Annotated in this window: 25 protein-coding genes; 21 read left to right on the plus strand and 4 right to left on the minus strand. The window is 43.6% G+C overall.

Translation table 11 applies throughout. The features are described from left to right. Positions 1 to 12 precede the first annotated feature (12 nt). From pheT to PAN94_RS05550, 6 genes are all read left to right on the plus strand, one after another. A complete protein-coding gene (gene pheT / locus PAN94_RS05525) occupies positions 13 to 2,526 on the plus strand; it encodes a phenylalanine--tRNA ligase subunit beta (RefSeq protein WP_353048967.1) in 2,514 nt (837 codons plus the stop codon). Between the two features lie 116 nt (positions 2,527 to 2,642). Beyond that, positions 2,643 to 3,365, plus strand: coding sequence for a hypothetical protein (locus PAN94_RS05530; protein WP_285875050.1), 723 nt, complete (start codon positions 2,643 to 2,645; stop codon positions 3,363 to 3,365). A gap of 26 nt (positions 3,366 to 3,391) precedes the next feature. Next, on the plus strand, positions 3,392 to 3,808 hold the full coding sequence (locus tag PAN94_RS05535) for a YbgA family protein (protein ID WP_285875051.1): 417 nt from the start codon (positions 3,392 to 3,394) through the stop codon (positions 3,806 to 3,808). A 163-nt stretch (positions 3,809 to 3,971) separates the two neighbouring features. Next, entirely contained in the window at positions 3,972 to 4,403 is a 432-nt protein-coding gene (locus tag PAN94_RS05540) for an SP_0198 family lipoprotein (protein ID WP_268731393.1), read from the plus strand. A 253-nt stretch (positions 4,404 to 4,656) separates the two neighbouring features. Beyond that, positions 4,657 to 5,718, plus strand: coding sequence for an ABC transporter permease (locus PAN94_RS05545; RefSeq protein WP_285875052.1), 1,062 nt, complete (start codon positions 4,657 to 4,659; stop codon positions 5,716 to 5,718). Further along, complete coding sequence (locus tag PAN94_RS05550) at positions 5,719 to 6,384, plus strand: ABC transporter ATP-binding protein (protein WP_285875053.1); 666 nt, start codon at positions 5,719 to 5,721, stop codon at positions 6,382 to 6,384. A 107-nt stretch (positions 6,385 to 6,491) separates the two neighbouring features. Here the strand turns inward: PAN94_RS05550 and PAN94_RS05555 are convergent, their stop codons facing one another. The 3 genes from PAN94_RS05555 to PAN94_RS05565 all read right to left on the minus strand — a co-directional run bounded on the left by PAN94_RS05555 (position 6,492) and on the right by PAN94_RS05565 (position 8,887). After that, positions 6,492 to 6,677: a hypothetical protein gene (locus tag PAN94_RS05555; RefSeq protein WP_285875055.1), complete on the minus strand. Its 186-nt coding sequence runs from the start codon at positions 6,675 to 6,677 to the stop codon at positions 6,492 to 6,494. Between the two features lies 1 nt (position 6,678). After that, positions 6,679 to 8,052 carry a tRNA uridine-5-carboxymethylaminomethyl(34) synthesis GTPase MnmE gene (gene mnmE, locus PAN94_RS05560; protein ID WP_285875056.1) on the minus strand — a complete coding sequence of 458 codons (1,374 nt, stop codon included), beginning with the start codon at positions 8,050 to 8,052 and terminating at the stop codon, positions 6,679 to 6,681. Positions 8,053 to 8,272: 220 nt separating this feature from the next. After that, positions 8,273 to 8,887, minus strand: a complete 615-nt coding sequence (locus tag PAN94_RS05565; protein ID WP_285875207.1) for a CD20-like domain-containing protein — start codon at positions 8,885 to 8,887, stop codon at positions 8,273 to 8,275. Positions 8,888 to 9,116: 229 nt separating this feature from the next. Here PAN94_RS05565 and rpiA point away from each other — a divergent pair, with 229 nt between their 5' ends. The 6 genes from rpiA (at position 9,117) to PAN94_RS05595 (ending at position 14,291) form a co-directional block, all read left to right on the plus strand. Beyond that, on the plus strand, positions 9,117 to 9,794 hold the full coding sequence (rpiA, locus tag PAN94_RS05570; RefSeq protein ID WP_285875057.1) for a ribose-5-phosphate isomerase RpiA: 678 nt from the start codon (positions 9,117 to 9,119) through the stop codon (positions 9,792 to 9,794). 13 nt (positions 9,795 to 9,807) lie between these two features. Beyond that, complete coding sequence (locus PAN94_RS05575) at positions 9,808 to 11,019, plus strand: phosphopentomutase (RefSeq protein ID WP_285875058.1); 1,212 nt, start codon at positions 9,808 to 9,810, stop codon at positions 11,017 to 11,019. 26 nt (positions 11,020 to 11,045) lie between these two features. Further along, complete coding sequence (locus PAN94_RS05580; RefSeq protein WP_285875059.1) at positions 11,046 to 11,858, plus strand: purine-nucleoside phosphorylase; 813 nt, start codon at positions 11,046 to 11,048, stop codon at positions 11,856 to 11,858. Positions 11,859 to 12,080: 222 nt separating this feature from the next. Beyond that, positions 12,081 to 12,788, plus strand: a complete 708-nt coding sequence (gene deoD, locus PAN94_RS05585) for a purine-nucleoside phosphorylase (RefSeq protein ID WP_015604594.1) — start codon at positions 12,081 to 12,083, stop codon at positions 12,786 to 12,788. A gap of 2 nt (positions 12,789 to 12,790) precedes the next feature. After that, on the plus strand, positions 12,791 to 13,567 hold the full coding sequence (locus PAN94_RS05590; protein WP_285875060.1) for a Gbs1250 family HEPN protein: 777 nt from the start codon (positions 12,791 to 12,793) through the stop codon (positions 13,565 to 13,567). Then, the gene (locus PAN94_RS05595) at positions 13,560 to 14,291 is read left to right on the plus strand and encodes an NAD-dependent protein deacylase (RefSeq protein WP_048764639.1); all 732 of its coding nucleotides are present in this window, start codon (positions 13,560 to 13,562) and stop codon (positions 14,289 to 14,291) included. The genes PAN94_RS05590 and PAN94_RS05595 overlap by 8 nt, the downstream gene beginning before the upstream one ends. Positions 14,292 to 14,339: 48 nt before the next feature. Here the strand turns inward: PAN94_RS05595 and PAN94_RS05600 are convergent, their stop codons facing one another. After that, entirely contained in the window at positions 14,340 to 15,248 is a 909-nt protein-coding gene (locus PAN94_RS05600; protein ID WP_002895403.1) for a LysR family transcriptional regulator, read from the minus strand. Between the two features lie 110 nt (positions 15,249 to 15,358). Here PAN94_RS05600 and PAN94_RS05605 point away from each other — a divergent pair, with 110 nt between their 5' ends. The 9 genes from PAN94_RS05605 to PAN94_RS05645 all read left to right on the plus strand — a co-directional run bounded on the left by PAN94_RS05605 (position 15,359) and on the right by PAN94_RS05645 (position 24,101). Next, a complete protein-coding gene (locus PAN94_RS05605) occupies positions 15,359 to 16,174 on the plus strand; it encodes a hypothetical protein (RefSeq protein ID WP_285875061.1) in 816 nt (271 codons plus the stop codon). A gap of 145 nt (positions 16,175 to 16,319) precedes the next feature. Continuing rightward, on the plus strand, positions 16,320 to 17,165 hold the full coding sequence (locus tag PAN94_RS05610) for a hypothetical protein (protein WP_285875062.1): 846 nt from the start codon (positions 16,320 to 16,322) through the stop codon (positions 17,163 to 17,165). A gap of 27 nt (positions 17,166 to 17,192) precedes the next feature. Next, complete coding sequence (locus tag PAN94_RS05615; protein WP_353048968.1) at positions 17,193 to 18,158, plus strand: hypothetical protein; 966 nt, start codon at positions 17,193 to 17,195, stop codon at positions 18,156 to 18,158. 212 nt (positions 18,159 to 18,370) lie between these two features. Next, the gene (locus PAN94_RS05620; protein WP_285875064.1) at positions 18,371 to 19,177 is read left to right on the plus strand and encodes a dihydroorotate dehydrogenase electron transfer subunit; all 807 of its coding nucleotides are present in this window, start codon (positions 18,371 to 18,373) and stop codon (positions 19,175 to 19,177) included. Between the two features lie 12 nt (positions 19,178 to 19,189). Beyond that, positions 19,190 to 20,128 (plus strand): dihydroorotate dehydrogenase, encoded by a 939-nt coding sequence (locus PAN94_RS05625; RefSeq protein ID WP_285875065.1) that lies wholly within the window; start codon positions 19,190 to 19,192, stop codon positions 20,126 to 20,128. A gap of 203 nt (positions 20,129 to 20,331) precedes the next feature. After that, positions 20,332 to 21,024 (plus strand): orotidine-5'-phosphate decarboxylase, encoded by a 693-nt coding sequence (gene pyrF, locus PAN94_RS05630; RefSeq protein ID WP_005589646.1) that lies wholly within the window; start codon positions 20,332 to 20,334, stop codon positions 21,022 to 21,024. Positions 21,025 to 21,071: 47 nt separating this feature from the next. Continuing rightward, entirely contained in the window at positions 21,072 to 21,701 is a 630-nt protein-coding gene (gene pyrE / locus PAN94_RS05635) for an orotate phosphoribosyltransferase (RefSeq protein ID WP_005589648.1), read from the plus strand. A gap of 112 nt (positions 21,702 to 21,813) precedes the next feature. Next, on the plus strand, positions 21,814 to 23,352 hold the full coding sequence (locus PAN94_RS05640; protein WP_285875066.1) for a glycosyltransferase-like membrane protein: 1,539 nt from the start codon (positions 21,814 to 21,816) through the stop codon (positions 23,350 to 23,352). After that, positions 23,349 to 24,101 carry a DUF4336 domain-containing protein gene (locus tag PAN94_RS05645; RefSeq protein ID WP_285875067.1) on the plus strand — a complete coding sequence of 251 codons (753 nt, stop codon included), beginning with the start codon at positions 23,349 to 23,351 and terminating at the stop codon, positions 24,099 to 24,101. The genes PAN94_RS05640 and PAN94_RS05645 overlap by 4 nt, the downstream gene beginning before the upstream one ends. Positions 24,102 to 24,108: the final 7 nt, after the last annotated feature.

A 24,108-nucleotide genomic window follows, 5' to 3' on the forward strand; every position in this document is an offset into this window, starting at 1 on the left:
ATTGGGCTTTTAGTGAAAACAGAAATTTATAGAGAGGAATCAAATACGACCGAAGAGATGAATGGACTGGCTTTGTCTATGAAGTCAGAGTTAGTTCGGGTCGGTCGTAAAATCATACATATGTTAGTTAGTTATAAATGGTTAAAAGAACTGGTTGATTTGGATGTGACGAGCGCTGAGCTGGCGGGGAAAATGTCTACAACTGGTATTGAAGTAGAAGGAGTCAGCTCACCAGCTGAAGGTCTTTCGAAAATTGTTGTCGGAGAAGTTCTGAGCTGCGAGGATGTTCCAGATACCCACCTGCACCTCTGTCAAGTCAATGTTGGTGAAGACGAGCCTCGTCAGATTGTCTGTGGTGCACCGAATGTTCGCGCTGGGATCAAAGTTATGGTGGCTGTACCAGGCGCTCGTATTGCGGATAATTATAAGATTAAAAAAGGAAAAATCCGTGGGCTAGAGTCACTGGGTATGATTTGTTCTCTTGGAGAGCTGGGAATTTCGGATTCTGTCGTACCGAAGGAATTTGCGGATGGTATCCAAATTTTGCCCGATAGTGCTGTGCCAGGAGATGAGGTCTTCCCTTATCTAGACTTGGATGATGAGATTATCGAGCTTTCTATCACGCCAAACCGGGCTGACGCTTTGTCTATGCGTGGGGTGGCACACGAAGTAGCAGCTATCTACGATAAGCCTGTTCATTTCAAAGAATTTCCTTTGACTGAAGGGGATAAAGAGGCTGCGGCTAGCTTGTCTGTTGCCATTGAAAGCGAAAAAGCACCGTTTTATGCCGCTCGTATTTTGGACAATGTGACTATTGCTCCGAGTCCTCAGTGGTTGCAAAATCTCCTCATGAACGAAGGAATCCGTCCGATTAACAATGTAGTGGACGTGACTAACTACATCTTGCTCTACTTTGGTCAGCCAATGCATGCCTTTGATTTGGACACATTTGAGGGTGACAAGATTGTCGTCCGAGAAGCGCGTGCTGGTGAGAAATTAGTGACGCTGGACGGCGAAGAGCGTGAGCTGGAAGTCGGTGATTTAGTTATCACTGTGGCAGATAAGGCAGTAGCCCTTGCAGGCGTCATGGGCGGAGCGGCAACCGAAATTTCTGATAAGTCGACTCGTGTCGTTCTGGAAGCGGCTGTCTTTGATGGCAAGTCAATCCGCAAGACAAGCAGTCGTCTGGGATTGCGTTCTGAGTCTTCTTCTCGCTTTGAAAAAGGGATTAACCTTGCAACAGTAACCGCAGCTCTAGATGCTGCTGCGAGCATGATTGCTGACTTGGCAGGTGCAACTGTTCATGCTGGCATTGTCCAAGCAGGACAATTGGATACGACTGACAAGCAAGTTTCGACTAGCCTTTCTGATGTCAACCGAGTCCTGGGAACAGATTTGACTTATGCGGATATTGAAGATATTTTCCGTCGTCTAGGCTTTGGCCTCAGTGGATCTGCGGACTTGTTCACAGTCAGCGTGCCTGCTCGTCGTTGGGATATTAGTATTCCAGCAGATCTTTACGAGGAAATTGCTCGTATTTATGGCTATGACCGCTTGCCAGTTTCCCTGCCTCAAGATGCTGGAACAGCTGGTGAATTGACGGCTACTCAGAAGCTACGTCGCAAGGTTCGGACAGTGGCTGAAGGAGCAGGGCTGACCGAGATTATTTCCTATGCCTTGACCACGCCAGAAAAAGCTGTCGAATTTACGCTTAATCCTACAAATCTGACTGAGCTTATGTGGCCTATGACAAGGGAGCGCAGTGTTCTTCGCCAAAATATGCTCTCAGGTATGTTGGATACTGTTAGCTACAATGTCGCTCGTAAAAATAAGGATTTGGCCCTTTATGAAATTGGGAAAATCTTTGAACAGACAGGCAATCCGAAGGAAGAATTGCCTAACGAAATCAATAGCTTTGCCTTTGCTCTAACTGGCTTGGTAAGTGAAAAAGATTTCCAAACGCCAGCGACTCCTGTGGACTTCTTCTACGCTAAGGGAGTGGTTGAAGCGCTCTTTAACCGCCTAGGATTAGAAGCTGATTATCAAGCAACTGACCAGCTCAAGAGTCTGCATCCGGGTCGGACAGCGCTGATTTCGATCAAAGGTCAGCCTGTGGGCTATGTCGGGCAGGTTCATCCAGTGACGGCTAAGGCTTATGATATCCCAGAAACCTATGTGGCAGAGCTCAATCTGACGGCTATTGAGGCGAATCTTGAGCCAGAACAGCCTTTTGCAGAAATCACCAAATTCCCAGCTGTTACTCGCGATGTGGCCTTGTTGCTCAAAGCAGAGATCAGCCACAGACAGGTGGTGGAAGCGATTCAAGCTGCCGGAGTGAAACGTTTGACGGATATCAAACTCTTCGATATCTTCTCTGGTGAAAAATTAGGTGTTGGCCTTAAGTCTATGGCCTACACACTGACCTTCCAAAATCCAGAAGACAGCCTGACTGACGATGAAGTGGCTAAATACATGGAAAAAATTGAAAAATCCTTGGAAGAAAATGTTGGAGCAGAAGTGCGCTAGTATATACAAAGAGAAGCAGTCCTTAAGGGCTGCTTTTATCTAATAGTAGGACTTTATAAAAAACTTGATTTATGGTATCCTAGTCTCAATAAAGATTTTACAGAAAGAATATTTTAATGGGATATAAAAGAAGTTATGCAGCTGAAATTGTAGCTATTATTATTGTTATTATTGGAACCTTCATATTCATTGGAGTAATGCAATCACCAAATAGTAGTAGTGGGAACCACAGTGATAGCTTGGAACAGCTAGAGTCTGAACGAAAAGATGCAAAGTTGAATGAAAGCCCGATGACTATTGAAAAAGCCAAAACCTTGGTTAATTCGGATTTTGCACCTGAGAATGAAACACCAGAAGAAGAGCAAAAAAGACTGCAAGCTTTTGTAGAGACCTATAATAAACAATTAGAGTCCGAACAAGCTTCTATCCGAAGAGAAAAGGAATCTGAGCAAGAAATTCTCAATCAAAATAATGAATATGTGGGTCCAATTCTAATTGGTGCAGGTATTATAGTTACTATTTTAGGTGTTTCGGCTTATAAGAAAGCTCATGAGCCTGCAGCTTTTACTATTTCTGATGATAAGATTGATGTTAAACCCTCTGTTTTCCAAGATATAAATCACATTAATTTAACAAATATTAAGCAAATCGAGTATGAAATTAGACGTGCTTATTCTAAAAATTCGAGATCAACTTATCGCATACTTTATTTTAAAGACGAAGAAGGAAAAATACTGGAAGAGATTGACTTGAATGATCTTGTTGATGCTGATTTCAATACTATTTATAAAGAAATCAGTAAGCGAGCTCCACATATTGAATGGATTTTTCCGGAATAAAAGGAAAGATTATAGGAAAAGTAATCATGGAAAATTCAAACCAAATATCCCAATGTCAGACTCTTTGGGCTAGAAATAAATATCTGGTTCTCAGTCATTCCAGTAAGATTTATCTGGAAATCCGCCAATATCTGAAAAGTGACTCGGTGGAAGCAGCACATGTCCAAGACTTGATTGATCAGGCGATAGCCCTGCCAGAGAACCGAGGTCAGGTCTGCAATGCCTTTCAGCATGTTTGGGGCTATTTTAAGAAAAAAGCCAGCCCAGCTGAAAAAGAAAATTTTATGCTGCTTTTAGAGCGATACCAAGTAGGTCAGGTGAAGCAGGAGGTTTTGGTAGAAGCTGTGAAAGATTTGCTTAGAAAGTACCCCAATCCCTATCTGCAACAGTCAACCTTGATATCTGGGGATGATGCAGAAGGCTCGTCCATCAAGGATGACTAGCTTTGATCCTCTAGAAGAAGCAAGAAATTCTACATCTCCAGTCAAGTAAGGCTGGAGAATTCTCTATTTTTAGATAAAAAAATGCTATATGATTGACAAACAAAACAGACAATTGTAGAATATAATTATAAACTACAAATGTAGAAAAAAAGGAGGAAACACTATGACTATTTCGAAAAAAGCCTTTACTGGAATCTTATCATTAACAGTCGCAGTTTTATTGACTGCTTGTTCAGGCAATGCTAATCAGGGAGAAAATGCTAACTCATCACAAAATACCCAAAGCCAAACATCACAGCCTGCGCAAGAACAGACTTCTTCATCCAATGCAGGCCAGACCAGCAATCTAGACGGACGCTACCAAGCAACCGACCATGATGGTGACCAGCATGTCCTAGAAATCAGCGGTAAGACTGGCACTTGGACTGAGACCGAGGTCGATGGCAGTAAGGAAATCAAACAGGTACAAGTAGATGCAGCGAACCAAAGACTAATTGTCGGTGACGATGTCAAAAGTTACCGACAAAATGGCAATCAGCTAATTGTGGACGAACTAGATGATGATCCAGATACTCTGACCTTTACCAAGCAGTAAAGCGTTTCTCAATCTGCTCAGAAAAAGTGTGTGCGAAGCGTAAAGAAAAGAAACAAGAACGGTTTCAGTATATAAACTGAAGCCCTTGTTTCTTTTTATTTTATGAATTTCTTTCAAGGAATGTTTCTTACTTAGGGAATCGCTATACGACTTAGTGATTTTCGCCTGAATCTAGTCATTATTAGTCTCATATGTTTTTCTAGCTTGCTTCTTTATGATATAATGATCTTTAATATCTTAAAGGAGGACAGCTTTGTTTTTAGCTTTTAAAGAGATTGTCTACAGCCGTGGACGCTATCGTTTAGTGGTTTCTGTGGTCTTTCTTATTACCTATATGGTTTTCTTTTTATCCAGTCTTTCCGTCGGCTTGGCTAGGCTCAATCGCTTGGCTCTGGACCAATGGCAAGCTGAGTCAATCGTCTTATCGGAGTACGCAAATAAGAATCTGGTTGCTTCGACTCTCAAGGAAGAGGAGTATAGTAGTTTGCTTCAAGGGGACTCAATCGCTGCTTTGGGACAAACGTCAGCAGTGGCCAATTATGAAGATGGGACTGATAAACTCAATGCTCAGGTTTTTGGTCTCTCTTGGGATAGTTTTCTAGCGCCTGACATTATTGAGGGACGTCCTGCTGAGAATGCTCATGAAGTTATTGCGGATAAGCGTCTGCAGCAAAAAGGTGTGAAACTAGGCGACCAGCTTCAGCTCAATGGCAGTGAGCGCCTCTATCAGGTTGTTGGTTTCACCGAGGATAATAGCTTCTTTACGCAACCTGTAATTTTTATGGCTCTAGATGATTTCAGGGAATTAAAGTACGGCTCTAGTCAGGTTAAGAATATCAGTGCACTTGTGGTCAAGGATGGTCAGAAGATTGAAGAAACTGGGCTTAGTCAGCTCTCTATGAGTGATTTTATAGAAAATATCCCTGGTTATCAGCCTCAGGTTCTGACTTTTTCCTTTATGATTGGTGCCATGGTTCTGATTACCTTTTTAGTATTGGGAATTTTCATGTACATCATTACCATTCAGAAGACTCAACTTTACGGTATTATGCGGGCCCAAGGGATTGCCAGTAGGAAGATTATTGCTTCTATTTTCTGGCAGATTTTCATCCTATCCACTCTGGGAATCAGCTTAGCTGTTTTGGCTCTCTTGGGAACCCAGCTAGTCTTGCCGGCTTCTATGCCTTTTTACAGTGACTGGCGAGCTTATGCTGGCTTGATTGTCCTGATTGTTTTCATGTCACTGGCTGGCGGACTTTTGTCCATTCACCGGGTTCTAAAAATTGACCCTATCACAGCAATCGGAGGTGAGTAAATGGCAATTATAGAACTAAAGGGTGTTACAAAAGAATATGGTCAGGGGCATACGTTGGTTCAAGCTCTGAAACCAACTGATTTCCGATTGGAAGCGGGGCAGTTTGTAGCTATTATTGGGCCATCAGGATCAGGGAAAACAACCTTTCTGACCTTGCTAGGGCATTTACAAACGCCTTCAAAAGGACAGATTCTCCTACGTGGGAAAGATACCTCCCAGCTTAAGGAAAAGGAACGGGCTGCTCTACGCTTCAATGATTTTGGCTTTATTTTGCAGGCTTCCAATCTCATTCCTTTTTTGAAAATCGAAGACCAGTTCCAGCTGATTGACCGCTTATCTAAAAAGGAAAGGACGGATCTAGACAGTTTGGTTGAGCTGCTAGATCTAAAAGACACGCTCAAGCAGTATCCCAAAGAATTGTCCGGCGGAGAACGGCAGAGAGCTGCTATCGCTAGAGCGCTTTACAATAGCCCTGATATTATCTTGGCTGATGAGCCGACAGCTAGTCTGGATACGGAGCGGGCTAAGCGCGTGGTCCATCTGCTCAAAGAAGTGACTCAAAAATTCAACAAGAGCGTAGTCATGATTACCCATGATACCCGCCTACTGGACGAGGTTGACAAGGTCTATGAAATGCAAGACGGAGTGCTGACTCAAGTCCGATAAAGATGTAGCCAAACAAAAAAATAGATTGGGGCAAAAAGAGTGCCGCAATTCATGATCAGGCAAAGCATTAGCTGGATTGAATAGACAAGCAAACACGGTTCCATTGTTCAGGAACCGTGTTTCGTTTTCTTCGCTTTTTGGTGATTTTCAGGATTTATTTTGGTGGTGCGGGCTTTGTGGAGGAGAACCTCCAGCCAGCTGCGTTTTTGGATGCGTTCTCTGACGTGCTCATTCATTCGGCTTTCTAGGTATTCGCCCAGATTTTTTGCTTTGATAAACTCTGTGATTCCCATATTATTTTCCTAGGCAGAATTGGCTGAAGAGCTGGGTGATAAGCTCGTCTGGTGCAGCATCTCCAGTGATTTCACCAAGGATTTCCCAAGTACGGGTCAGATCGACTTGGAGGAGATCTACAGGCATGCCTAGTTCCAGTCCCTGATTGACGGCTTGCAGGCTTTCGACAGCTTTTTCGATGAGAGAGATGTGGCGGGCATTGGACAGATAAGTGGCGTCTTGCTCGACAATTCCAGCATTCTCAAAGAAGAGCTGATTGATGCGATCCTCGATTTTATCAATATTTTGGTTGTGGAGGACGGAAATCTTGATTGCATCAGTCGGCAGCTGGTCTAGTTCAATCTTCTCTTCAAGGTCAGTCTTGTTCAGCAGGACGATGCGATTGCTGTCTTGGCTGATTTCAAGTAATTGGCGGTCTTGGTCAGTTAGTTGCTCGCTGGCATTGAGAACCAAGAGAACCAAATCAGCTTCCTGTAAGGCTTTTTTAGAGCGCTCAACGCCAATTTGCTCTACCAGATCATCTGTCTCGCGAATACCTGCCGTATCAATAAGCTTGAGCGGTACGCCGTTGATATTGACATACTCCTCGATCACATCACGAGTCGTCCCCTCGATATCGGTCACAATGGCCTTGTCCTCACGCAAAAGATTGTTGAGGAGGCTGGATTTGCCAACATTAGGTCGACCGATGATAGCGGTAGAAATACCTTCTCGCAGAATCTTGCCGCGTCGAGCAGTTTTGAGAAGATGGGTCAGAAGTTGCTCGAATTCAAGTGTTTTTTCACGAATGATTTCCGTCGTTGCTTCCTCAACATCGTCGTACTCAGGATAGTCGATGTTGACCTCGACCTGAGCCAGTGTGTTGAGGATTTCCTGGCGGGTGCTATTGATAAGGTCGGAGAGAGAGCCGTCCAGCTGCTTGACAGCATTGTTCATGGCTTTATCGGTCTTGGCCCGGATGATATCCATGACGGCCTCAGCTTGAGTCAAATCCACGCGCCCATTGAGAAAGGCCCGCTTGGTAAACTCGCCAGGCTCTGCCAGTCTAGCCCCCTCGCGGATAGCCAGCTGCAGGATTTCATTGGTGACCGCAATTCCGCCATGGGTGTTGATCTCGATGATATCCTCGCGCGTGAAGGTCTTGGGAGAGCGCATAGCCCCGACCATGACCTCATCCAGAATCTCTTGATTTTGAGGGTCGATGATATGGCCGTAGTTGAGTGTGTGGCTGGCAACTTTGCTTAGGTCCTTGCCTTTAAAGATTTTTTGGGCAATAGCAAAGCTGTCAGTCCCGCTTAGTCTGACGATACCGATGGCTCCTTCCCCAAGAGGGGTCGAAATCGCAGCGATGGTATCAAATTCTCGTGTTATCATGTATATCCTTTCTGAAAATCTATTTTGCAAACATCTGTCCCAAAATTCACCCAAAAAGTTTTTGAGATTTGTGCATCATTTTGTCCTTACTTTACATCAATTAATACGTATAATAGGAAAGTGATAGTTAAATCCTTGTGTCTTAGTAAAATGCGATTGACGGCTAGAGTTCTTTCAAATATTGGTAGAATATAAACAGCTGTCGGGTAGGAAATTTATTTTATTCTAAGCCTGTTCCTATCTTGCTAGTCAGTAGGAAAGAACCGTCTTCGTTTTTTGAAAAAGTTAGGACGACGGCTTGATACTTGCTTCCTCCTGGTAAGTAGGTAATGGTTTTTAATTCAGAGCCGCTGACAGTAGAAGTAGTTTCGTCAGTTGGTTTGCCGTGGTCGCGAATGACGTCGTCGTATTTTGTTCCGCCTGCACCTCTTTTCAAAATATCACCCTCTTTGAGTGCATCAAATTCTGCTTTTGTCCATGTAAACGTTGTACTTTCTTCTTTTTCCTTTTCTTCTTCTCTTTCTGACGAATCAATATAGGAACGATAAGTGCTCGAAAGAGTATCAAACCTTTTTCCCATTTCATTGAACATACGGGAATAGAATGATAGAGTGACCAGTGCTATAATTAAGGAGAAAAAGGAAATGACAGAGCCAATAATGGCCAAAGTTTTCGGTTTCTTTTGGTTAATAATGAGGCCGATAATAGCCAGGATAAGAGCAATAGTACCGATAAAAAAAGATAGATAATTGATGATTGGTATCCAGGAGCCAAGTAAAGCGATTGCTCCAAAGACAATGGCTAAAATACCTAAAACTTTATTTTCTTGCTGCATCATAACAACCTCCTCAGATTTTCTATAGCTTACTACTTGAAATATGTATTTCTTTTAGTAATTTGCCTATCTTCATTGTAGCGTAAAATAGAACTAGGAGCAAGATTTTAAGGAGATTTTCGTGAAATGGAGCACTGTTAAAAGGTGAAGAACCGTTTAAAGAGCTGAAAACACTTTCAAATTTCAAAGAATTGTGATATACTAAACATAGTTGATTTGAGGAGGTGCTATGGAAACTCTAAAGAAACTAGCAGGCATCAAGGCTGCTGAATTTGTCGAAGACGGGATGGTGGTCGGTCTGGGAACAGGTTCGACTGCTTACTATTTTGTCGAGGAAATTGGTCGACGTATCAAAGAGGAAGGCTTGCAGATTACTGCAGTCACCACCTCTAGCGTGACTAGCAAGCAAGCAGAAGGCTTGAGCATTCCGCTGAAATCCATCGATGAAGTGGATCAGGTCGATGTGACCGTTGATGGAGCTGATGAAGTGGATCCTCAGTTCAACGGTATCAAAGGCGGAGGCGGAGCCCTGCTGATGGAGAAAGTTGTTGCGACACATACCAAGGACTATATCTGGGTGGTTGATGAAAGCAAATTGGTTCAAAAGCTAGGTGCTTTCAAGCTGCCAGTCGAAGTAGTGCAATATGGTGCAGACCAAGTTTTCCGTCGTTTTGTAGAGGCAGGCTACAAGCCAAGTTTCCGTGAAAAAAATGGCAAACGTTTTATCACGGATATGCAGAATTTCATTATCGATTTGGATCTAGGTGTAATCGAAAATCCAGTCGAATTTGGCCGAGAATTAGATCATATTGTGGGCGTTGTTGAGCACGGCCTTTTCACCAAAATGGTCAACAAGGTGATCGTCGCTGGTCAAGGTGGCGTAAACATTTTAGAAGCAAATAACTAGAAAAGAGGTTTTCATGTCAAAATTTAATCGTATTCACTTAGTCGTTATGGACTCAGTCGGAATTGGGGCAGCACCAGATGCTAACAATTTTGTTAATGCAGGGGTACCAGATGGAGCTTCTGATACGCTGGGACACATTTCTAAAGCAGTCGGTCTAGATGTGCCAAATATGGCTAAGCTAGGCTTGGGCAATATCGAGCGTGAGCAAGCGCTGAAAACTGTACCAGCTGAGGAAAATCCAAGTGGTTACTATACTAAATTAGAAGAAATTTCTTTAGGTAAAGATACCATGACAGGCCACTGGGAAATCATGGGTCTGAACATTACTGAGCCTTTTGATACTTTCTGGAACGGCTTCCCAGAGGAAATCTTGACTAAAATTGAAGAATTTTCTGGTCGCAAAGTTATTCGTGAGGCAAACAAACCTTATTCTGGAACGGCTGTTATTGATGACTTCGGTCCTCGCCAGATGGAAACTGGCGAATTGATTATCTATACTTCTGCAGATCCAGTGCTTCAAATCGCAGCTCATGAGGAGATTATTCCTTTGGAAGAGCTCTATCGTATCTGTGAATACGCTCGCTCTATCACCTTGGAACGCCCTGCGCTTCTAGGACGTATCATTGCTCGTCCTTATGTAGGTGAGCCAGGCAACTTCACTCGTACAGCCAATCGCCATGACTATGCAGTATCTCCATTTGAGCCAACTGTTTTGGACAAGCTCAATGAAGCTGGCATTGATACTTATTCAGTTGGTAAGATTAACGACATCTTCAACGGTGCAGGTATCAACCATGACATGGGCCACAACCAGTCCAATAATCATGGTGTAGACAATTTGGTCAAGGCTATCCAGTCTGATGACTTCAAGTATGGCTTCTCATTTACCAACTTGGTAGACTTCGATGCTCTTTATGGTCACCGTCGTGATCCGCATGGCTACCGTGATTGTCTGCAGGAATTTGACGCTCGCTTGCCAGAAATCATTGAAAACATGCGTGAAGATGATTTGCTCATGATTACTGCTGACCACGGTAATGACCCGACTTATGCCGGAACAGATCACACTCGTGAGTACATTCCGCTCTTGGTCTTTGGTAAATCCCTCAAGGGGAATGGCCACTTGCCTATCGGACATTTTGCGGACATTTCAGCAACCATCGCTGACAACTTCGGTGTGGACAAGGCTATGATCGGTGAAAGCTTCTTGGACAAATTGGTATAAGCATAAGAGAGTGAGGAAAATATTTAATGACAACATTATCTGAGAAAATCAAAGCAACGGCAGCCTTTCTGAAAGAAAAAGGCATGACAGAACCTGAATTCGGCTTGATTCTGGGATCTGGTTTGGGAGAATTGGCTTCTGAAATCGAAAATGCTGTTAGTCTTGACTATGCGGATATTCCAAACTGGGGCCGCTCAACCGTCGTTGGTCACGCTGGGAAATTAGTCTATGGAGACTTGGCAGGCCGCAAAGTCTTGGCACTGCAAGGTCGTTTCCATTTCTACGAGGGAAATCCTCTCGAAGTCGTTACTTTCCCAGTGCGTGTGATGAAGGCTCTCGGTGCGACAGGTGTTATTGTGACAAATGCTGCCGGTGGTATTGGATATGGTCCTGGTACGCTTATGGCCATCACTGACCACATCAATATGACGGGTCAAAATCCTTTGATCGGTGAAAACTTGGATGAATTTGGCCCACGTTTCCCTGATATGTCTAAATCTTACACTCCAGAATACCGTGCCGTCGCTCACAAAGTTGCTGATAAGCTTGGTATCAAGCTGGATGACGGTGTCTATATTGGTGTTACCGGTCCAACTTATGAAACGCCAGCAGAAATCCGTGCTTATAAGACGCTCGGAGCTGATGCAGTTGGCATGTCTACTGTTCCAGAAGTGATCGTGGCTGCCCACTCAGGATTGAAAGTCCTCGGTATTTCATGCATTACCAATCATGCTGCTGGATTCCAAGAAGAGCTTAATCACGAGGAAGTGGTTGAAGTGACAGAGCGTGTCAAAGGTGATTTCAAACGACTACTTAAAGCCATTCTTGCTGAATTGTAAGAAAATAAAATATTAAACGAAAGAAAGGTAGAGCGTGTGTTTTGATTTGAACACGAGCGGAAAACTATCTTTCAATAAACACAGAAAGGAAGGGCGTCCGAGTTTAAATTGAACTCGGGCTAGAGGCGGTGCAAAAAATATAAATCTACCTAGATGCAGTCGCATCTTCGTTCGATTTCCTATTTTTGCTTTGCCTCTTTTAAGCCCTTAGTATCTTATATTATGTCTATCCATATTGCTGCTAAACAAGGTGAAATTGCTGATAAAATTCTCTTGCCAGGCGATCCGCTGCGGGCTAAGTTTATTGCGGAGAATTTCCTAGAAGATGCCGTTTGCTTTAACGAAGTGCGGAACATGTTTGGCTACACTGGTACTTACAAAGGACAACGTGTTTCTGTCATGGGAACTGGGATGGGAATGCCGTCTATTTCCATCTATGCGCGTGAGCTGATTGTGGACTACGGTGTGAAAAAGCTGATTCGTGTGGGAACGGCTGGTTCGCTCAATGCAGATGTTCACGTTCGTGAATTGGTTCTGGCTCAAGCGGCTGCGACCAACTCAAACATTATCCGCAATGACTGGCCTCAGTATGATTTTCCGCAGATTGCCAGCTTTGACCTACTGGACAAGGCTTATCATATCGCCAAAGACTTAGGAATGACAACCCATGTCGGAAATGTTTTGTCGTCAGATGTTTTCTATTCGAACTATTTTGAGAAAAATATCGAGCTGGGCAAATGGGGCGTAAAAGCTGTTGAAATGGAAGCTGCGGCACTTTACTATCTGGCTGCCCAGCACCAAGTAGATGCCCTGGCTATCATGACCATTTCTGATAGTTTGGTCAATCCTGACGAAGATACGACAGCAGAGGAACGGCAAAACACCTTCACTGATATGATGAAGGTTGGCTTGGAAACCTTGATTGATTAAGCATGAATCTAGATTTAAAAGAGGAGATTCTCTTTGCGATTTCCCGTTATGACTATGCTTATGCCTATAAACTGGCGCAGAAGTTGATGGGAAGTTCCTCGATTGTAACTAGCCTGTTGGCTATTCTGGCAGAGCGCAGAGAGCTCAATATTCTGCCAGCCATGGATGAAGAGTTGAAGACTGCCTTGCAGACGCAAAGTGGTTTTCAGCTTTTTTGTCATACCGATTTGGCTGACGAGCAGTTGGCCAACTATCTCTATGATTTGGAAGCCAAGCTGTGCAATGAGCAGATTATTGACTTCGTTCGAGCGGTCAGCCCAGCGATTTATCGGATTTTCATGCGCTTGATCAAGCTGGAAATTCCTGATATTGAGCACTTTATCCATAATTCTCGTGAAGCCAGCTATGACCGTTGGAAGTTTGAACGGATGCGGGAGTCAGATTATGCTGTCTTACAGGTCTTTCATGCAGAAAGCACGGTCAATTCATCTAGTCTGACAGAGTTGATTTTGCATTTGGATCTGCCAGAGTCTGTCAAGGAAGAGGTCAGACAGCTGCGGGAATTGGAAAAGTCAGTCCGAAATCCGCTGGCTCATCTGATTAAGCCCTTTGATGAGGCAGAATTATATCGGACAACCGGCTTTTCATCCCAGTATTTCATGGAGATTTTGGTGGACTTGGCGCGCTTCACAGGGATTGTCTACGATCGGGACCATTTTTATTTTGATGAGGCAAACCGCTTGGTTAGAGCTTTATTGACAGGAGAGGAAAATGGATAAAATACAGCAGTTGCAAGACATGATTGACCAAAGTCAGAATATCGTCTTTTTCGGTGGGGCGGGTGTCTCGACCGAGTCTAATATCCCTGACTTTCGCAGTTCGGATGGGATTTATAGTGTCAAGCTAGGTCGGCATTTTACGGCAGAGCAGTTGGTTTCGCATACCATGTTTGAGCGCTATCCGCAGGAGTTTTTCGACTTTTACAAGAAATATCTACTCTATCCAGATGCCAAGCCCAATGCGGCTCACGCCTATCTGGCTCATCTGGAGAAGACCGGCAAGCTCAAGGCTGTGGTGACGCAAAATATTGACAGCCTGCACGAAATGGCTGGTTCAAAAAATGTCCTCAAGTTGCACGGCAGTGCGGATAGAAATTTCTGTCTAAACTGTCAGCGATTTTACGATTTGGAGGCATTTCTAGCTCTGCCTGGGACGGTGCCTTACTGCCCTGACTGCGGCGGCGTGATCAAGCCCGATGTGACCCTCTATGAAGAGCCCTTGGATATGGAGACTTTCCAGCAAGCTGCGCAGGCCATTCATCAAGCCGACCTGTTGATCATCGGGGGCACCTCCTTGGTGGTCTATCCTGCGGCTAGTCTCATCCAGTACTTTGCTGGCAAGCATCTGGTCGTTATCAACAAGACCAGCATCCCACAGGACAAGCAAGCTGACCTCGTCATCGAAGGCAAGATTGGGGAAGTTTTGGGCAAATTACGACAATAAAAAGAACACCTGGTGTGAGCATTAGATGCTTGTTTCAGGTGTTTTGCTTTATTTATCAAACTGTACTTCCTCAATCAGATACTCGATAAAGCGCTCGCCCATCTTGGACAGGCTGGCTTTTTCGTGCTGGATATAGACCAGCTCGATCGGATCATCAATGTCCAGTGGAATGGAGACGATATTATCTCCGTTGAGGTTGCTGTTGAGAATACCGGTCGCAATCGTGTAGCCATCCAGACCGATCAAAAGGTTAAACAGTGTTGCACGGTCGCTGACGACGATGGACTTTTTATGGTGTTCCTGAGAGAGAATTTCCTCAGAAAAGTAGAAGGAGTTGTGAGTCCCTTGGTCGTAGCTTAGGTAGGGGAAGTTTTCTAAGTCGGATAATTGGACCAGCTTTTTCTTGGCCAGCGGATTGGACTTGCTGACAAAGATATGGGGCTGAGCTGTAAAGAGATGAGTAGCAATCAGGTGATTGTCATCCAGCATCTTGGATAGAACATCGCGGTTGTAGCTATTGAGAAAGAGGACGCCAATTTCGCTGCGGAAGTTTTTTACGTCGTCAATGATCTCCCAAGTCCGAGTTTCCCGTAGAAAGAGCTCGTATTTCTCCATATCGCTTTTTTTAAGCAGGGAGACAAAGGCATTGACCACAAAGGCATAGTGCTGGGCAGAGACGCTAAAAAGCTCGCGGTGGGCGACAGGATTTTTGTATCGCTCTTCTAAAAGCTGAGTCTGCTCAACAACCTGCCGGGCATAGGAAAGAAACTCCATGCCGTCCTTGGTCAAGGTAATTCCTTTGGGATTGCGAATGAAAATCTCGATGCCCATTTCATTTTCCAAATCCCGCACAGCGTTGGACAAGCTAGGCTGGGTGATAAAAAGTTGCTTGGCAGCCTCGTTCATGCTACCTGTCTCGACGATTTTGATAATGTAGTGTAATTGTTGAATTCTCATAGGTCTATTTTATCACAAACTGGGGATTTTTTCCTGATAAATCAGAAGTTTAGAAAATGTTTGCTTGCTAAAGTTTCCTATGCTAAAATGAAGGAAATAAGGAGGGCGATATGGCCAAAGAGGATGACTATAAAAATCGTTTGGTAGGACTACCTATCACTATTTTTATAGTATTTTTGACAATTTGCTTAATGATTCCACTTGGGAAGGTGATGATCATGTGGGGGCTTAACTCTGCTTATGAGGAACTTGGGCGAAGCAGCATGTCTTCATCTGTTCGTCAAAAGTCATCAGAGGAGCTTCTGTTAGAGGAGAAAGTTGTTGATAGAGAAAACTCTCGTTTTACATGGACAACTGCTGACATCGTCAATCTGCAAATAAAGGATACCGCTGCTGGCCAAAACGGAGCTTCTCTGGATCAAATCCTTGAAAAGCATGGCAAGGCTTCAAGCTTTTTTTATACTGAGAGCAATGGAAATATTGAATTAAGCTATACAAGTGAGATTATTCAAGGCCGTCATAGTCATTTAAAGTTAACATTTGAAAAAAACGGAACAAGCTATCATCTCATTGGGAAGAGAGCGAATATTCTTGATGAGGCTTATCCAACTTTGCCTCAGGGAGATAGTCCCCATCTCTGGACAAAGGATGAAATTGCAGGTTTACAAGTTCGTGACGAGAGCACAGGCAATCCTGGTATGTCCTATGAAGAAATCATTCAATTATTTGGCCTACCTAGAGAATCAGCAGTTGTTATTTCTCACTTGGATGCGGCAGATAGTCAGCATATTGGCTTGGAACTCAAATACTTAACATCAGATGAAAGATATAATAATGAATGGGTTCATTTAATCTTTCATCGTCAAGAAGATGGCGTCTTTCGGTTGACGATAGTTACTAGTCATATCGATAGAAGAGAAAGATAGGGAGATTGATGGTCTCCTTAGGTAGCCAAAGCAAGCAGAAAAGACGGGGAATTTGGGCTTTCTTCTGTATAAACAGACTGAGGTACATTTTGCAATCTCGATCTATTCATGATATGATAAGTTTTTAGACTGATAAGGAGCAGTGATGAAGAGACAAGAAGATTCGTTTGAAGATATTGCTTTTGAATTAGAAAAGCAAACCTATAAATCTAAGTTTTTGCCATTCATGGTAGTAGCTATTGTTGTATTTTCTATCATTGGAACAGTTTTTTTGACGCTTTCTCTGTCAGGAAAAAGCAAAGCCAATCAGACGCCAACTCCGTCTAGCCAGATTAGTTCGTCATCAAATAGTTTGGAAGATGAGAAAGCTGAAGCAGAACAATTCGCTAAAAGTCTTATTGTTTCTCCAGAAAAAAGCGGTCCCTTTCTTTGGACAGTTGAAAAGGCAGTCGCGCTTCCCATAAACAAATACAAGGGCGGAGCCGTCTTGGAAGATGTTTTAAAGGAATTTGGGAAACCAGTTCAAGGTGGGGCCTGGATTGATTTTTTGCCAAATCATAAAGTTCAAAAACATATTCGCCTTATATGGAAATCGAAAAATGGTAGTATGGGCTATGTATCTTTAACCTTTGCTCAATTTGATGGTGTCTATAAGCTCATTTCAAAATACCATTTTAGCCTTTCAAGTGATAAAATTCAGGTAGATAACAATCCTAAAAGATCCTTTTTATGGACGCAAGCATACATCGATAGTCTTGTTATTGGTGCTAGAGAAGGAACAGCTAAAGGTACACCATATGATGAGATTGTTTTAAAAGTCGGCTTACCTCTATATCAGACGATTTCTGGAGACGACAATCAACTGAAGATGCGGGTTGATTATGTTAATCCAGATTCTTGGCAAAATCCAGAACAATTGAAAAGAGTTCATTTAGAATTCTACAAGCAAGGAGATGGTAGATGGCGTTTGGTGTCTAAAGAAAGTGAGTAAACTAAATCGATAAGAAAGAGGAGGAAAATGAGGAGAAGTAGCAAGAAAAAACGTGATCTTCATTCGTTTAGAGAGATCAAAAGAGACCTTTATCGTCAACAAAAGCTAAAACGAGAAGAGCTCAGAATGATGACGATGAAGGAGGAGAAAAAAAGAATTAGCTTGGCTTTTACCCTTCTTTGTTTGGCAATCTCTTTTGCTTTGTTCTTTGGCTTCTATTACTTATCGCAACAGGTTCCTAACAAAGCCGAACTGAAGTACAAATATGACGATAGAGCCTCGTCAGTTAGTGGAGACAGCTCGGCTAGTCAGCAAAATGATGATGAATCAAAATTGACCCAAGAACAAAAGGAACTGAAACAGAAAATTGTTGAGGAAGATGAAGAGAAGTTTGCTTTTAATTGGACATTGGATAATTTTGTAGAGCTCAAGGTGGAAAATGGGGGGACTAATAGTCCAACTTTAGAAGAAGTCATTGCGAAATACGGTAAGGGTTCAGCTGTGAGTTTTGGCACAAAAGGATTGACACTAACTTATAAGACAAGAATTATAGATGTTCCGAGATATGGCTCATCGGGACATCCTCAGGAAATCAGTTTGGTTTTTTATGACCCAGATTCGAATGGCAAGAACTATTATTTGATAAGTAAAAGTGCAGTATATTTAGATGACAGTAGCTATCCTTCAGCGACGAAAGACGAATTTGTCTTTAAGTGGAAGCCAGAAGATATGGATACATTAAAAATAGGTGATAGCCAGCATGGCAAAGGCGGGATGACTTACCAAGAGGTTGTTGAGCGTTTTGGACTTCCTTCAGAACTTAATATTTATGGAAGTGGGATGAGCGATAGCCCCTTATCACTACGGGCCAATTATAGAAACTTTCGAAATAGAGAACGAAAATATGATTCAGTAACCTTGATTTTCAAACGGCAGGAAGATGGCAGTTTTTATCTGGCAAATGCAAATAGTGAATTTGACAAGAGCTGGTAAGACTGTGATTTGCTTGAGAAGATTTAAAGCACTAATGTTTTTTCTGCCTTGACAATCCTTATCGCTAAAGATATAATGTTTACAATTTAACCTTTAAACAAGTCCAGTGAGGCTGCAAGGTAGGAAAAACGGTATAAGGGGCAATTTGACTGCCTTGTTTTTTGCGAAACCTTGCTGTGGCAAGGTTTTTTCTTGTAGAAAGTGAGGTTGTCATGGTTAGTGACAGTTGTAAAAAGAGATTTGGCAAGATTATGCTGGAGCAAATGGAGCTCTTGGAGCAGGTAGAAATTGCGCCTCAGATTTTTTCGATGCGCCTGAGAGGAAAGATGGTGAGCCAGATGCAGGTTGGGCAATTCCTGCATATCCGAGTGCCAGATGATAGCAAGCTTCTGCGACGCCCGATTTCCATATCGGAGATTGATCGGGAGAAAGATATCTGCCGGATTATCTATCGGGTCGAAGGTGGCGGAACGGCCATTTTCTCTCAGCTTCCTGTCGGTAGCTATCTTGATGTCATGGGACCTCAGGGAAATGGCTTTGATTTGTCTCCGGTAGAAAAGGGCGGCAAGGTTTTGATTATTGGTGGTGGTATCGGTGTGCCTCCTCTCTTACAAACGGCCAAAGAACTGTATGCCAAGGGTGCTCAGGTTACAGCAGTATTAGGATTTGCCAATCAATCTGCGGTTATTTTGGAAGAAGAGTTTCGTGAGTGCAGTCAGTTGTTTATCACTACAGATGATGGGACTTATGGTCAAAAGGGCTATGTATCAACGATTGTCGACGAGTTGACAGATGAGTTTGCTGCGGTATATTCTTGTGGAGCGCCCGGTATGCTCCAGTATGTGGATCGGAGATTTCACGATCATCCCCATGCCTATCTATCGATGGAGTCTCGCATGGCTTGTGGCATGGGCGCCTGCTATGCTTGTGTCGTTCATGTAGCAGGTCAGGATGAAGCGGTCAATAAGCGGGTTTGTGAAGACGGTCCAGTTTTTGAGACTGGGACTATCGTGCTTTAGGAGGATAAGGAAATGACTGAAAATCGTTTGAAAATTTCTCTGCCAGGATTAGAGCTGAAAAATCCAATCATTCCAGCTTCAGGCTGTTTTGGTTTTGGTCAGGAATATGCCAAATACTATGACTTGGATCTACTGGGCTCTATCATGATCAAGGCGACGACGCAACATCCCCGCTTTGGCAATCCAACGCCCCGTGTGGCTGAGACGCCAGCTGGTATGCTCAATGCTATCGGCCTCCAAAATCCAGGGGTCGATGCCGTTTTGGCTGAAAAACTTCCTTGGCTGGCTCAGCACTATCTGGACTTACCGATTATTGCCAATGTGGCTGGTTTCTCCAATGAAGAATATGCTTATGTATCTGGGAAAATCTCCCAAGCTCCCAATGTCAAAGCCATTGAGCTCAATATTTCCTGCCCCAATGTGGACCATGGCAATGCGGGGCTTTTAATCGGACAAGTCCCTGAGCTAGCCTATGAAGCAGTAAAAGCAGCAGTTGCTACCTCTCAAGTCCCAGTCTATGTCAAATTAACCCCCAGTGTAGCAGATATTACCCAAGTGGCCAAGGCGGCAGAAGATGCGGGCGCGAGCGGACTGACCATGATCAATACCTTGGTGGGAATGCGTTTCGACTTGAAAACGAAACGGCCAATCATTGCTAATGGAACGGGTGGTATGTCTGGTCCAGCTGTCTTTCCTGTGGCTCTCAAGCTGATTCGTCAGGTTGCGCAGTTTACCAAACTACCAATCATTGGCATGGGCGGAGTTGACTCGGCAGAGGCAGCGCTGGAGATGTTTATCGCTGGTGCATCAGCTATCGGCGTCGGAACAGCGAATTTTACCGACCCTTATGCCTGTCCTAACATTATAGAAAAGATTCCGCAAGTCATGGATAAATACGGCATTGAAAGCTTAGAAAGCTTGAGAAAAGAAGTCAGAGAAAATTTACTTTAAGCTTGATTTTCTCTTGACAAACTTCCCAGTAAATTATAGAATGTTTAAGATAAAACCTTTAAAGAAGTCCAGAGAGGCTCTAAGGCGCATACGTTTAAAATGGCAGATTTTGCCACATTTTCGTGTAACCTTGCTCTCGGGCAAGGTTTTTTCTATGATTGTAATCATCTTTATAGTAAGTAACAAGCAAGGAGAAGAACCGTATGCGTGAAGAACGTCCTATTATCGCCCTAGACTTTCCATCTTTTGATGATGTCAAAAACTTTCTGGAGCATTTCCCTGAAGATGAAAAACTGTACGTCAAAATCGGCATGGAATTCTTTTATGCCATCGGTCCAGAAATTGTGCATTATCTGAAAGGCTTGGGACATAGTATTTTCCTCGATTTGAAATTGCACGACATCCCTAATACCGTGCGTTCAGCTATGTCTGTTTTGGGAACATTTGGTATTGATATGGTGACGGTTCATGCGGCTGGCGGCGTTGAGATGATGCGTGAGGCCAAAAAAGTTCTCGGTGACAATGCGAAGCTGGTAGCGGTAACCCAGTTGACTTCGACCAGTGAAGAAGACATGCGCGACTGTCAAAATATCCAAACAACCGTGCAGGAATCGGTTGTTAATTATGCTCGCAAGGCAAAAGAAGCTGGGCTGGATGGGGTTGTTTGCTCAGCTTTGGAAGTTGAACTCATCAAGGCAGCTACGGCGGACGATTTTCTTTGCGTGACGCCAGGTATCCGGCCAGCAGGTGCTGAAATAGGTGACCAAAAACGGGTCATGACGCCGCAGGAAGCTCATCAGATTGGCAGCAATTATATTGTGGTTGGTCGCCCGATTATTCAGGCTGAAAATCCTTGGGATGCTTATCACGAAATTAAGAAACAGTGGAATAGCTAAATAAGAATTTCAAATGAAACGAATAACAGATGTATAAGGAGTGAAAAATGACTTTAGCCAACGATATTGCACGCGACTTGTTGAAAATCAAAGCGGTTTACTTGAAACCAGAGGAGCCTTTTACTTGGGCTTCTGGGATTAAATCACCGATTTATACAGATAACCGAGTGACTTTGGCCTACCCAGAGACTAGAACTTTGATCGAAAATGGCTTTGTTGAAAAGATTCGTGCGGAATTTCCTGATGTGGAAGTGATCGCGGGGACAGCAACGGCGGGTATTCCTCACGGTGCTATCATTGCCGACAAGATGAATCTGCCTTTTGCCTATATCCGCAGTAAACCAAAAGATCACGGGGCGGGCAATCAGATTGAAGGCCGGGTAGCTCCTGGTCAAAAGATGGTTGTGATTGAAGATTTGATTTCCACTGGCGGCTCTGTCTTGGATGCTATTGCGGCAGCTAAGCGTGAAGGAGCAGATGTAATCGGTGCCGCAGCCATTTTCACCTACGAATTGCCAAAGGCGGATAAGAACTTTGCGGATGCAGGCGTGAAGTTGGTGACCTTGTCTAACTACACAGAGCTTATCCACTTGGCTGAGCAAGAAGGCTACATCAATGCAGAAGGATTGACTTTGCTGAAGAAGTTCAAAGATGATCAAGAAAACTGGCAAAATTAAGAAGGTACGAGGAGGCGGGACTAGCATGTTCCTGTCTCCTTTTTAGGATTTACTTGGCCTCTGCTCACTTTTTAAAATAGCAAAAAGTGGCTGATTTTGTTATAATAAAGCCATGTCTAAGATTTATCATATCACTTTTTTGATTCTGCAAAAAATCATGCTGGTATTGAGTCTTCATTGGCTGTTTACAGCTATTTTTCATGTGTCGCAGTTAAGTAGCTTGGCTCTGATTTTGTTTGGAGTCTTGGCAATCCTAGCGAATCGCTATCGGTTTCAGCTTAAAAAGTCTTATCATTTTCTCATGAGACACAAGCTTGCCATTGCTTTAGCAGCTCTCCTTTTTCAGCTCATCATGCTCCTATCGGCTGAGCTTTTGATTCGACGGGATGCAGCGGTGGTTTTTACAGGGGCTTTCAAGTATCTGAAGGAGTCCTCTATTTCCAGCTACCTGACGCGCAATCCTAATAATCTGCCCCTCTTTCTCTATGAGCGTTTTTTCTTTAACCTTTTTGGCGAAGCAGCGCTCTGGATTATGCAGGGACTCAATCTTTTTTACGTCAATATTGCGACTTGGATTCTCTACAAAGGCTGTCAGCGATACTTTTCGCAGGCTACAGCAGATGCGGTTTTTAGTCTTTATGTGACCTTGGTCGGATTTTCGCCTTACTACATGTCTATGTACACGGACATCCCTCCCTTGCCTTTGATTAGTCTACAGATTTTTCTGGCTCTGAGTTTGTTGGAAAATAAGGGAGATAGGCGCCAAATCATTTCTAGAAGCCTTATATTAGGGATTCTGACCAGTCTTGCCTTTTTGATTCGTCCGACAGTGATGATTCTGTTGATTGCTGTTTTTGGAGTTTTGTTCTTGAGACAAAACTGGAAAAAGTTTTTCTTGACTGCTGCGGTCTTTACTTTAAGCTTTTCAGTAGGCTACCTTCCACTTCATTATGGCCTAGCGCACCAGACAGAAGTGCCGATCATCCAAGGCCAAGGGCTGGCCAAAGGGCCACTGCTTTTCATCAATCTGGGCCTAACCAATATCGGTCACGATCAGGAGGACATGAAGGAAGGGCTCTTGCAATACGTGGAACCTGACAAGCGGGCTGACTACAATAATGGCATGTTTGCCAAGGAGAATGTCATCAAAGAAATCAAGCGCCGTCTGAAAGAATACACCCCGCTGACCTTTCTACAGCACCTGTATTATAAACACTCTTTGACGGTTGCTGAAGGGAACTTGGGTTGGCTCTATCGTAGTGTTGAAAATGAAAAGACACCTTATATTTCACCGCTTTATGAGTTCACCAAAGACAATGCATTCGCCCAGTTTATCCGTGATTTCTTCCTCAATTCTGATAAGGATAGTTTTCGATTTTATTCGCTGCTCAAGCAGGCAGTTTGGATTGTCATGGCTTTGGGGCTGGTCTTTGCCCTTTGGAAATACCGACCAAATGATTCCTTGAATTTCTTGATCTTGGCAGTTTTCGGTGGTCTCCTCTTTCTGCAAATTTTCGAAGGAGGCAAGACGCGTTATCTGATTCAGTTTTTGCCACAGATTTTGATTCTGTCAGCTGTGGGATTGACTCAATATCCACAGGCTATAGGAAAATATTATTTTTGGACTAGAAAGAAGGACTCTTTGAAATGACAAGACCTGTTCCTATCTATGAACCGCTTTATACCTTGAAGCCTATTGCCGAGAATATCTGGATTGTCGACGGTGATTTGATTGAGATGGATGCGGTGCTGACAAAGTTGCCTTTTTCTACCCGCATGACGGTCATCAAGTTAGCAAATGGCCAGCTCTGGTGCCATTCACCAATCCAACCAAATCAGGCTTTGTTTGACCAGTTGGACGCTTTGGGACCAGTTGCACACCTCGTTTCACCTAATAAGATTCACTATGCCTATATAGCTGACTGGAAGAAGCGATATCCTGAGTCGATTGCTTGGTCTAGCCCAGGAGTGGAAGAGAGAGCAGCCAAGCAGAAAATACCAGTCTCTTTTGATGAAAAGCTGACAGATAAGGCTCCACAAGCTTGGGCAGGGCAGATAGATCAGTTGGTTTTCAAGGGAAGTGCTTATATTGAGGAAGTTGTCTTTTTTCACAAGGACAGTCAAACCTTAATTTTGACGGATTTGATCGAGAATTTTGAAGCAGAGCGTTTTCCAAGTCCGCTTCGCAGCAAGGCTTATAAATTAGTTCGTGTTGCAGCTCCGGACGGTCAGACTCCTATTGACTACCGTATGACCTTTATCGGTCATCAAAAAGAAGCCAAGGACTGTCTAGAGCAGATGTTAGCATGGAAACCAGAAAAAATTATTCTGGCTCACGGTCGCTGTTTTCTGGAAAATGGAGTAGCAGAACTCAGAAGAGCACTTAGGTGGATTCGATAAAATATCC

The organism is Streptococcus sp. SC1 (assembly GCF_030272855.1).
Lineage (GTDB): Bacteria > Bacillota > Bacilli > Lactobacillales > Streptococcaceae > Streptococcus.

What these genes read in the sequence shown, in the direction of transcription:
- PAN94_RS05530 (WP_285875050.1), top strand. Translation starts at nt 2,643, where the DNA reads ATGGGATATAAAAGAAGTTATGCAGCTGAAATTGTAGCTATTATTATT.
- PAN94_RS05535 (WP_285875051.1), top strand. Translation starts at nt 3,392, where the DNA reads ATGGAAAATTCAAACCAAATATCCCAATGTCAGACTCTTTGGGCTAGA.
- PAN94_RS05540 (WP_268731393.1), top strand. Translation starts at nt 3,972, where the DNA reads ATGACTATTTCGAAAAAAGCCTTTACTGGAATCTTATCATTAACAGTC.
- PAN94_RS05550 (WP_285875053.1), top strand. Translation starts at nt 5,719, where the DNA reads ATGGCAATTATAGAACTAAAGGGTGTTACAAAAGAATATGGTCAGGGG.
- PAN94_RS05555 (WP_285875055.1), bottom strand. Translation starts at nt 6,677, where the DNA reads ATGGGAATCACAGAGTTTATCAAAGCAAAAAATCTGGGCGAATACCTA.
- mnmE (WP_285875056.1), bottom strand. Translation starts at nt 8,052, where the DNA reads ATGATAACACGAGAATTTGATACCATCGCTGCGATTTCGACCCCTCTT.
- PAN94_RS05565 (WP_285875207.1), bottom strand. Translation starts at nt 8,887, where the DNA reads ATGCAGCAAGAAAATAAAGTTTTAGGTATTTTAGCCATTGTCTTTGGA.
- rpiA (WP_285875057.1), top strand. Translation starts at nt 9,117, where the DNA reads ATGGAAACTCTAAAGAAACTAGCAGGCATCAAGGCTGCTGAATTTGTC.
- PAN94_RS05575 (WP_285875058.1), top strand. Translation starts at nt 9,808, where the DNA reads ATGTCAAAATTTAATCGTATTCACTTAGTCGTTATGGACTCAGTCGGA.
- PAN94_RS05580 (WP_285875059.1), top strand. Translation starts at nt 11,046, where the DNA reads ATGACAACATTATCTGAGAAAATCAAAGCAACGGCAGCCTTTCTGAAA.
- deoD (WP_015604594.1), top strand. Translation starts at nt 12,081, where the DNA reads ATGTCTATCCATATTGCTGCTAAACAAGGTGAAATTGCTGATAAAATT.
- PAN94_RS05590 (WP_285875060.1), top strand. Translation starts at nt 12,791, where the DNA reads ATGAATCTAGATTTAAAAGAGGAGATTCTCTTTGCGATTTCCCGTTAT.
- PAN94_RS05595 (WP_048764639.1), top strand. Translation starts at nt 13,560, where the DNA reads ATGGATAAAATACAGCAGTTGCAAGACATGATTGACCAAAGTCAGAAT.
- PAN94_RS05600 (WP_002895403.1), bottom strand. Translation starts at nt 15,248, where the DNA reads ATGAGAATTCAACAATTACACTACATTATCAAAATCGTCGAGACAGGT.
- PAN94_RS05605 (WP_285875061.1), top strand. Translation starts at nt 15,359, where the DNA reads ATGGCCAAAGAGGATGACTATAAAAATCGTTTGGTAGGACTACCTATC.
- PAN94_RS05610 (WP_285875062.1), top strand. Translation starts at nt 16,320, where the DNA reads ATGAAGAGACAAGAAGATTCGTTTGAAGATATTGCTTTTGAATTAGAA.
- PAN94_RS05615 (WP_353048968.1), top strand. Translation starts at nt 17,193, where the DNA reads ATGAGGAGAAGTAGCAAGAAAAAACGTGATCTTCATTCGTTTAGAGAG.
- PAN94_RS05620 (WP_285875064.1), top strand. Translation starts at nt 18,371, where the DNA reads ATGGTTAGTGACAGTTGTAAAAAGAGATTTGGCAAGATTATGCTGGAG.
- PAN94_RS05625 (WP_285875065.1), top strand. Translation starts at nt 19,190, where the DNA reads ATGACTGAAAATCGTTTGAAAATTTCTCTGCCAGGATTAGAGCTGAAA.
- pyrF (WP_005589646.1), top strand. Translation starts at nt 20,332, where the DNA reads ATGCGTGAAGAACGTCCTATTATCGCCCTAGACTTTCCATCTTTTGAT.
- pyrE (WP_005589648.1), top strand. Translation starts at nt 21,072, where the DNA reads ATGACTTTAGCCAACGATATTGCACGCGACTTGTTGAAAATCAAAGCG.
- PAN94_RS05640 (WP_285875066.1), top strand. Translation starts at nt 21,814, where the DNA reads ATGTCTAAGATTTATCATATCACTTTTTTGATTCTGCAAAAAATCATG.
- PAN94_RS05645 (WP_285875067.1), top strand. Translation starts at nt 23,349, where the DNA reads ATGACAAGACCTGTTCCTATCTATGAACCGCTTTATACCTTGAAGCCT.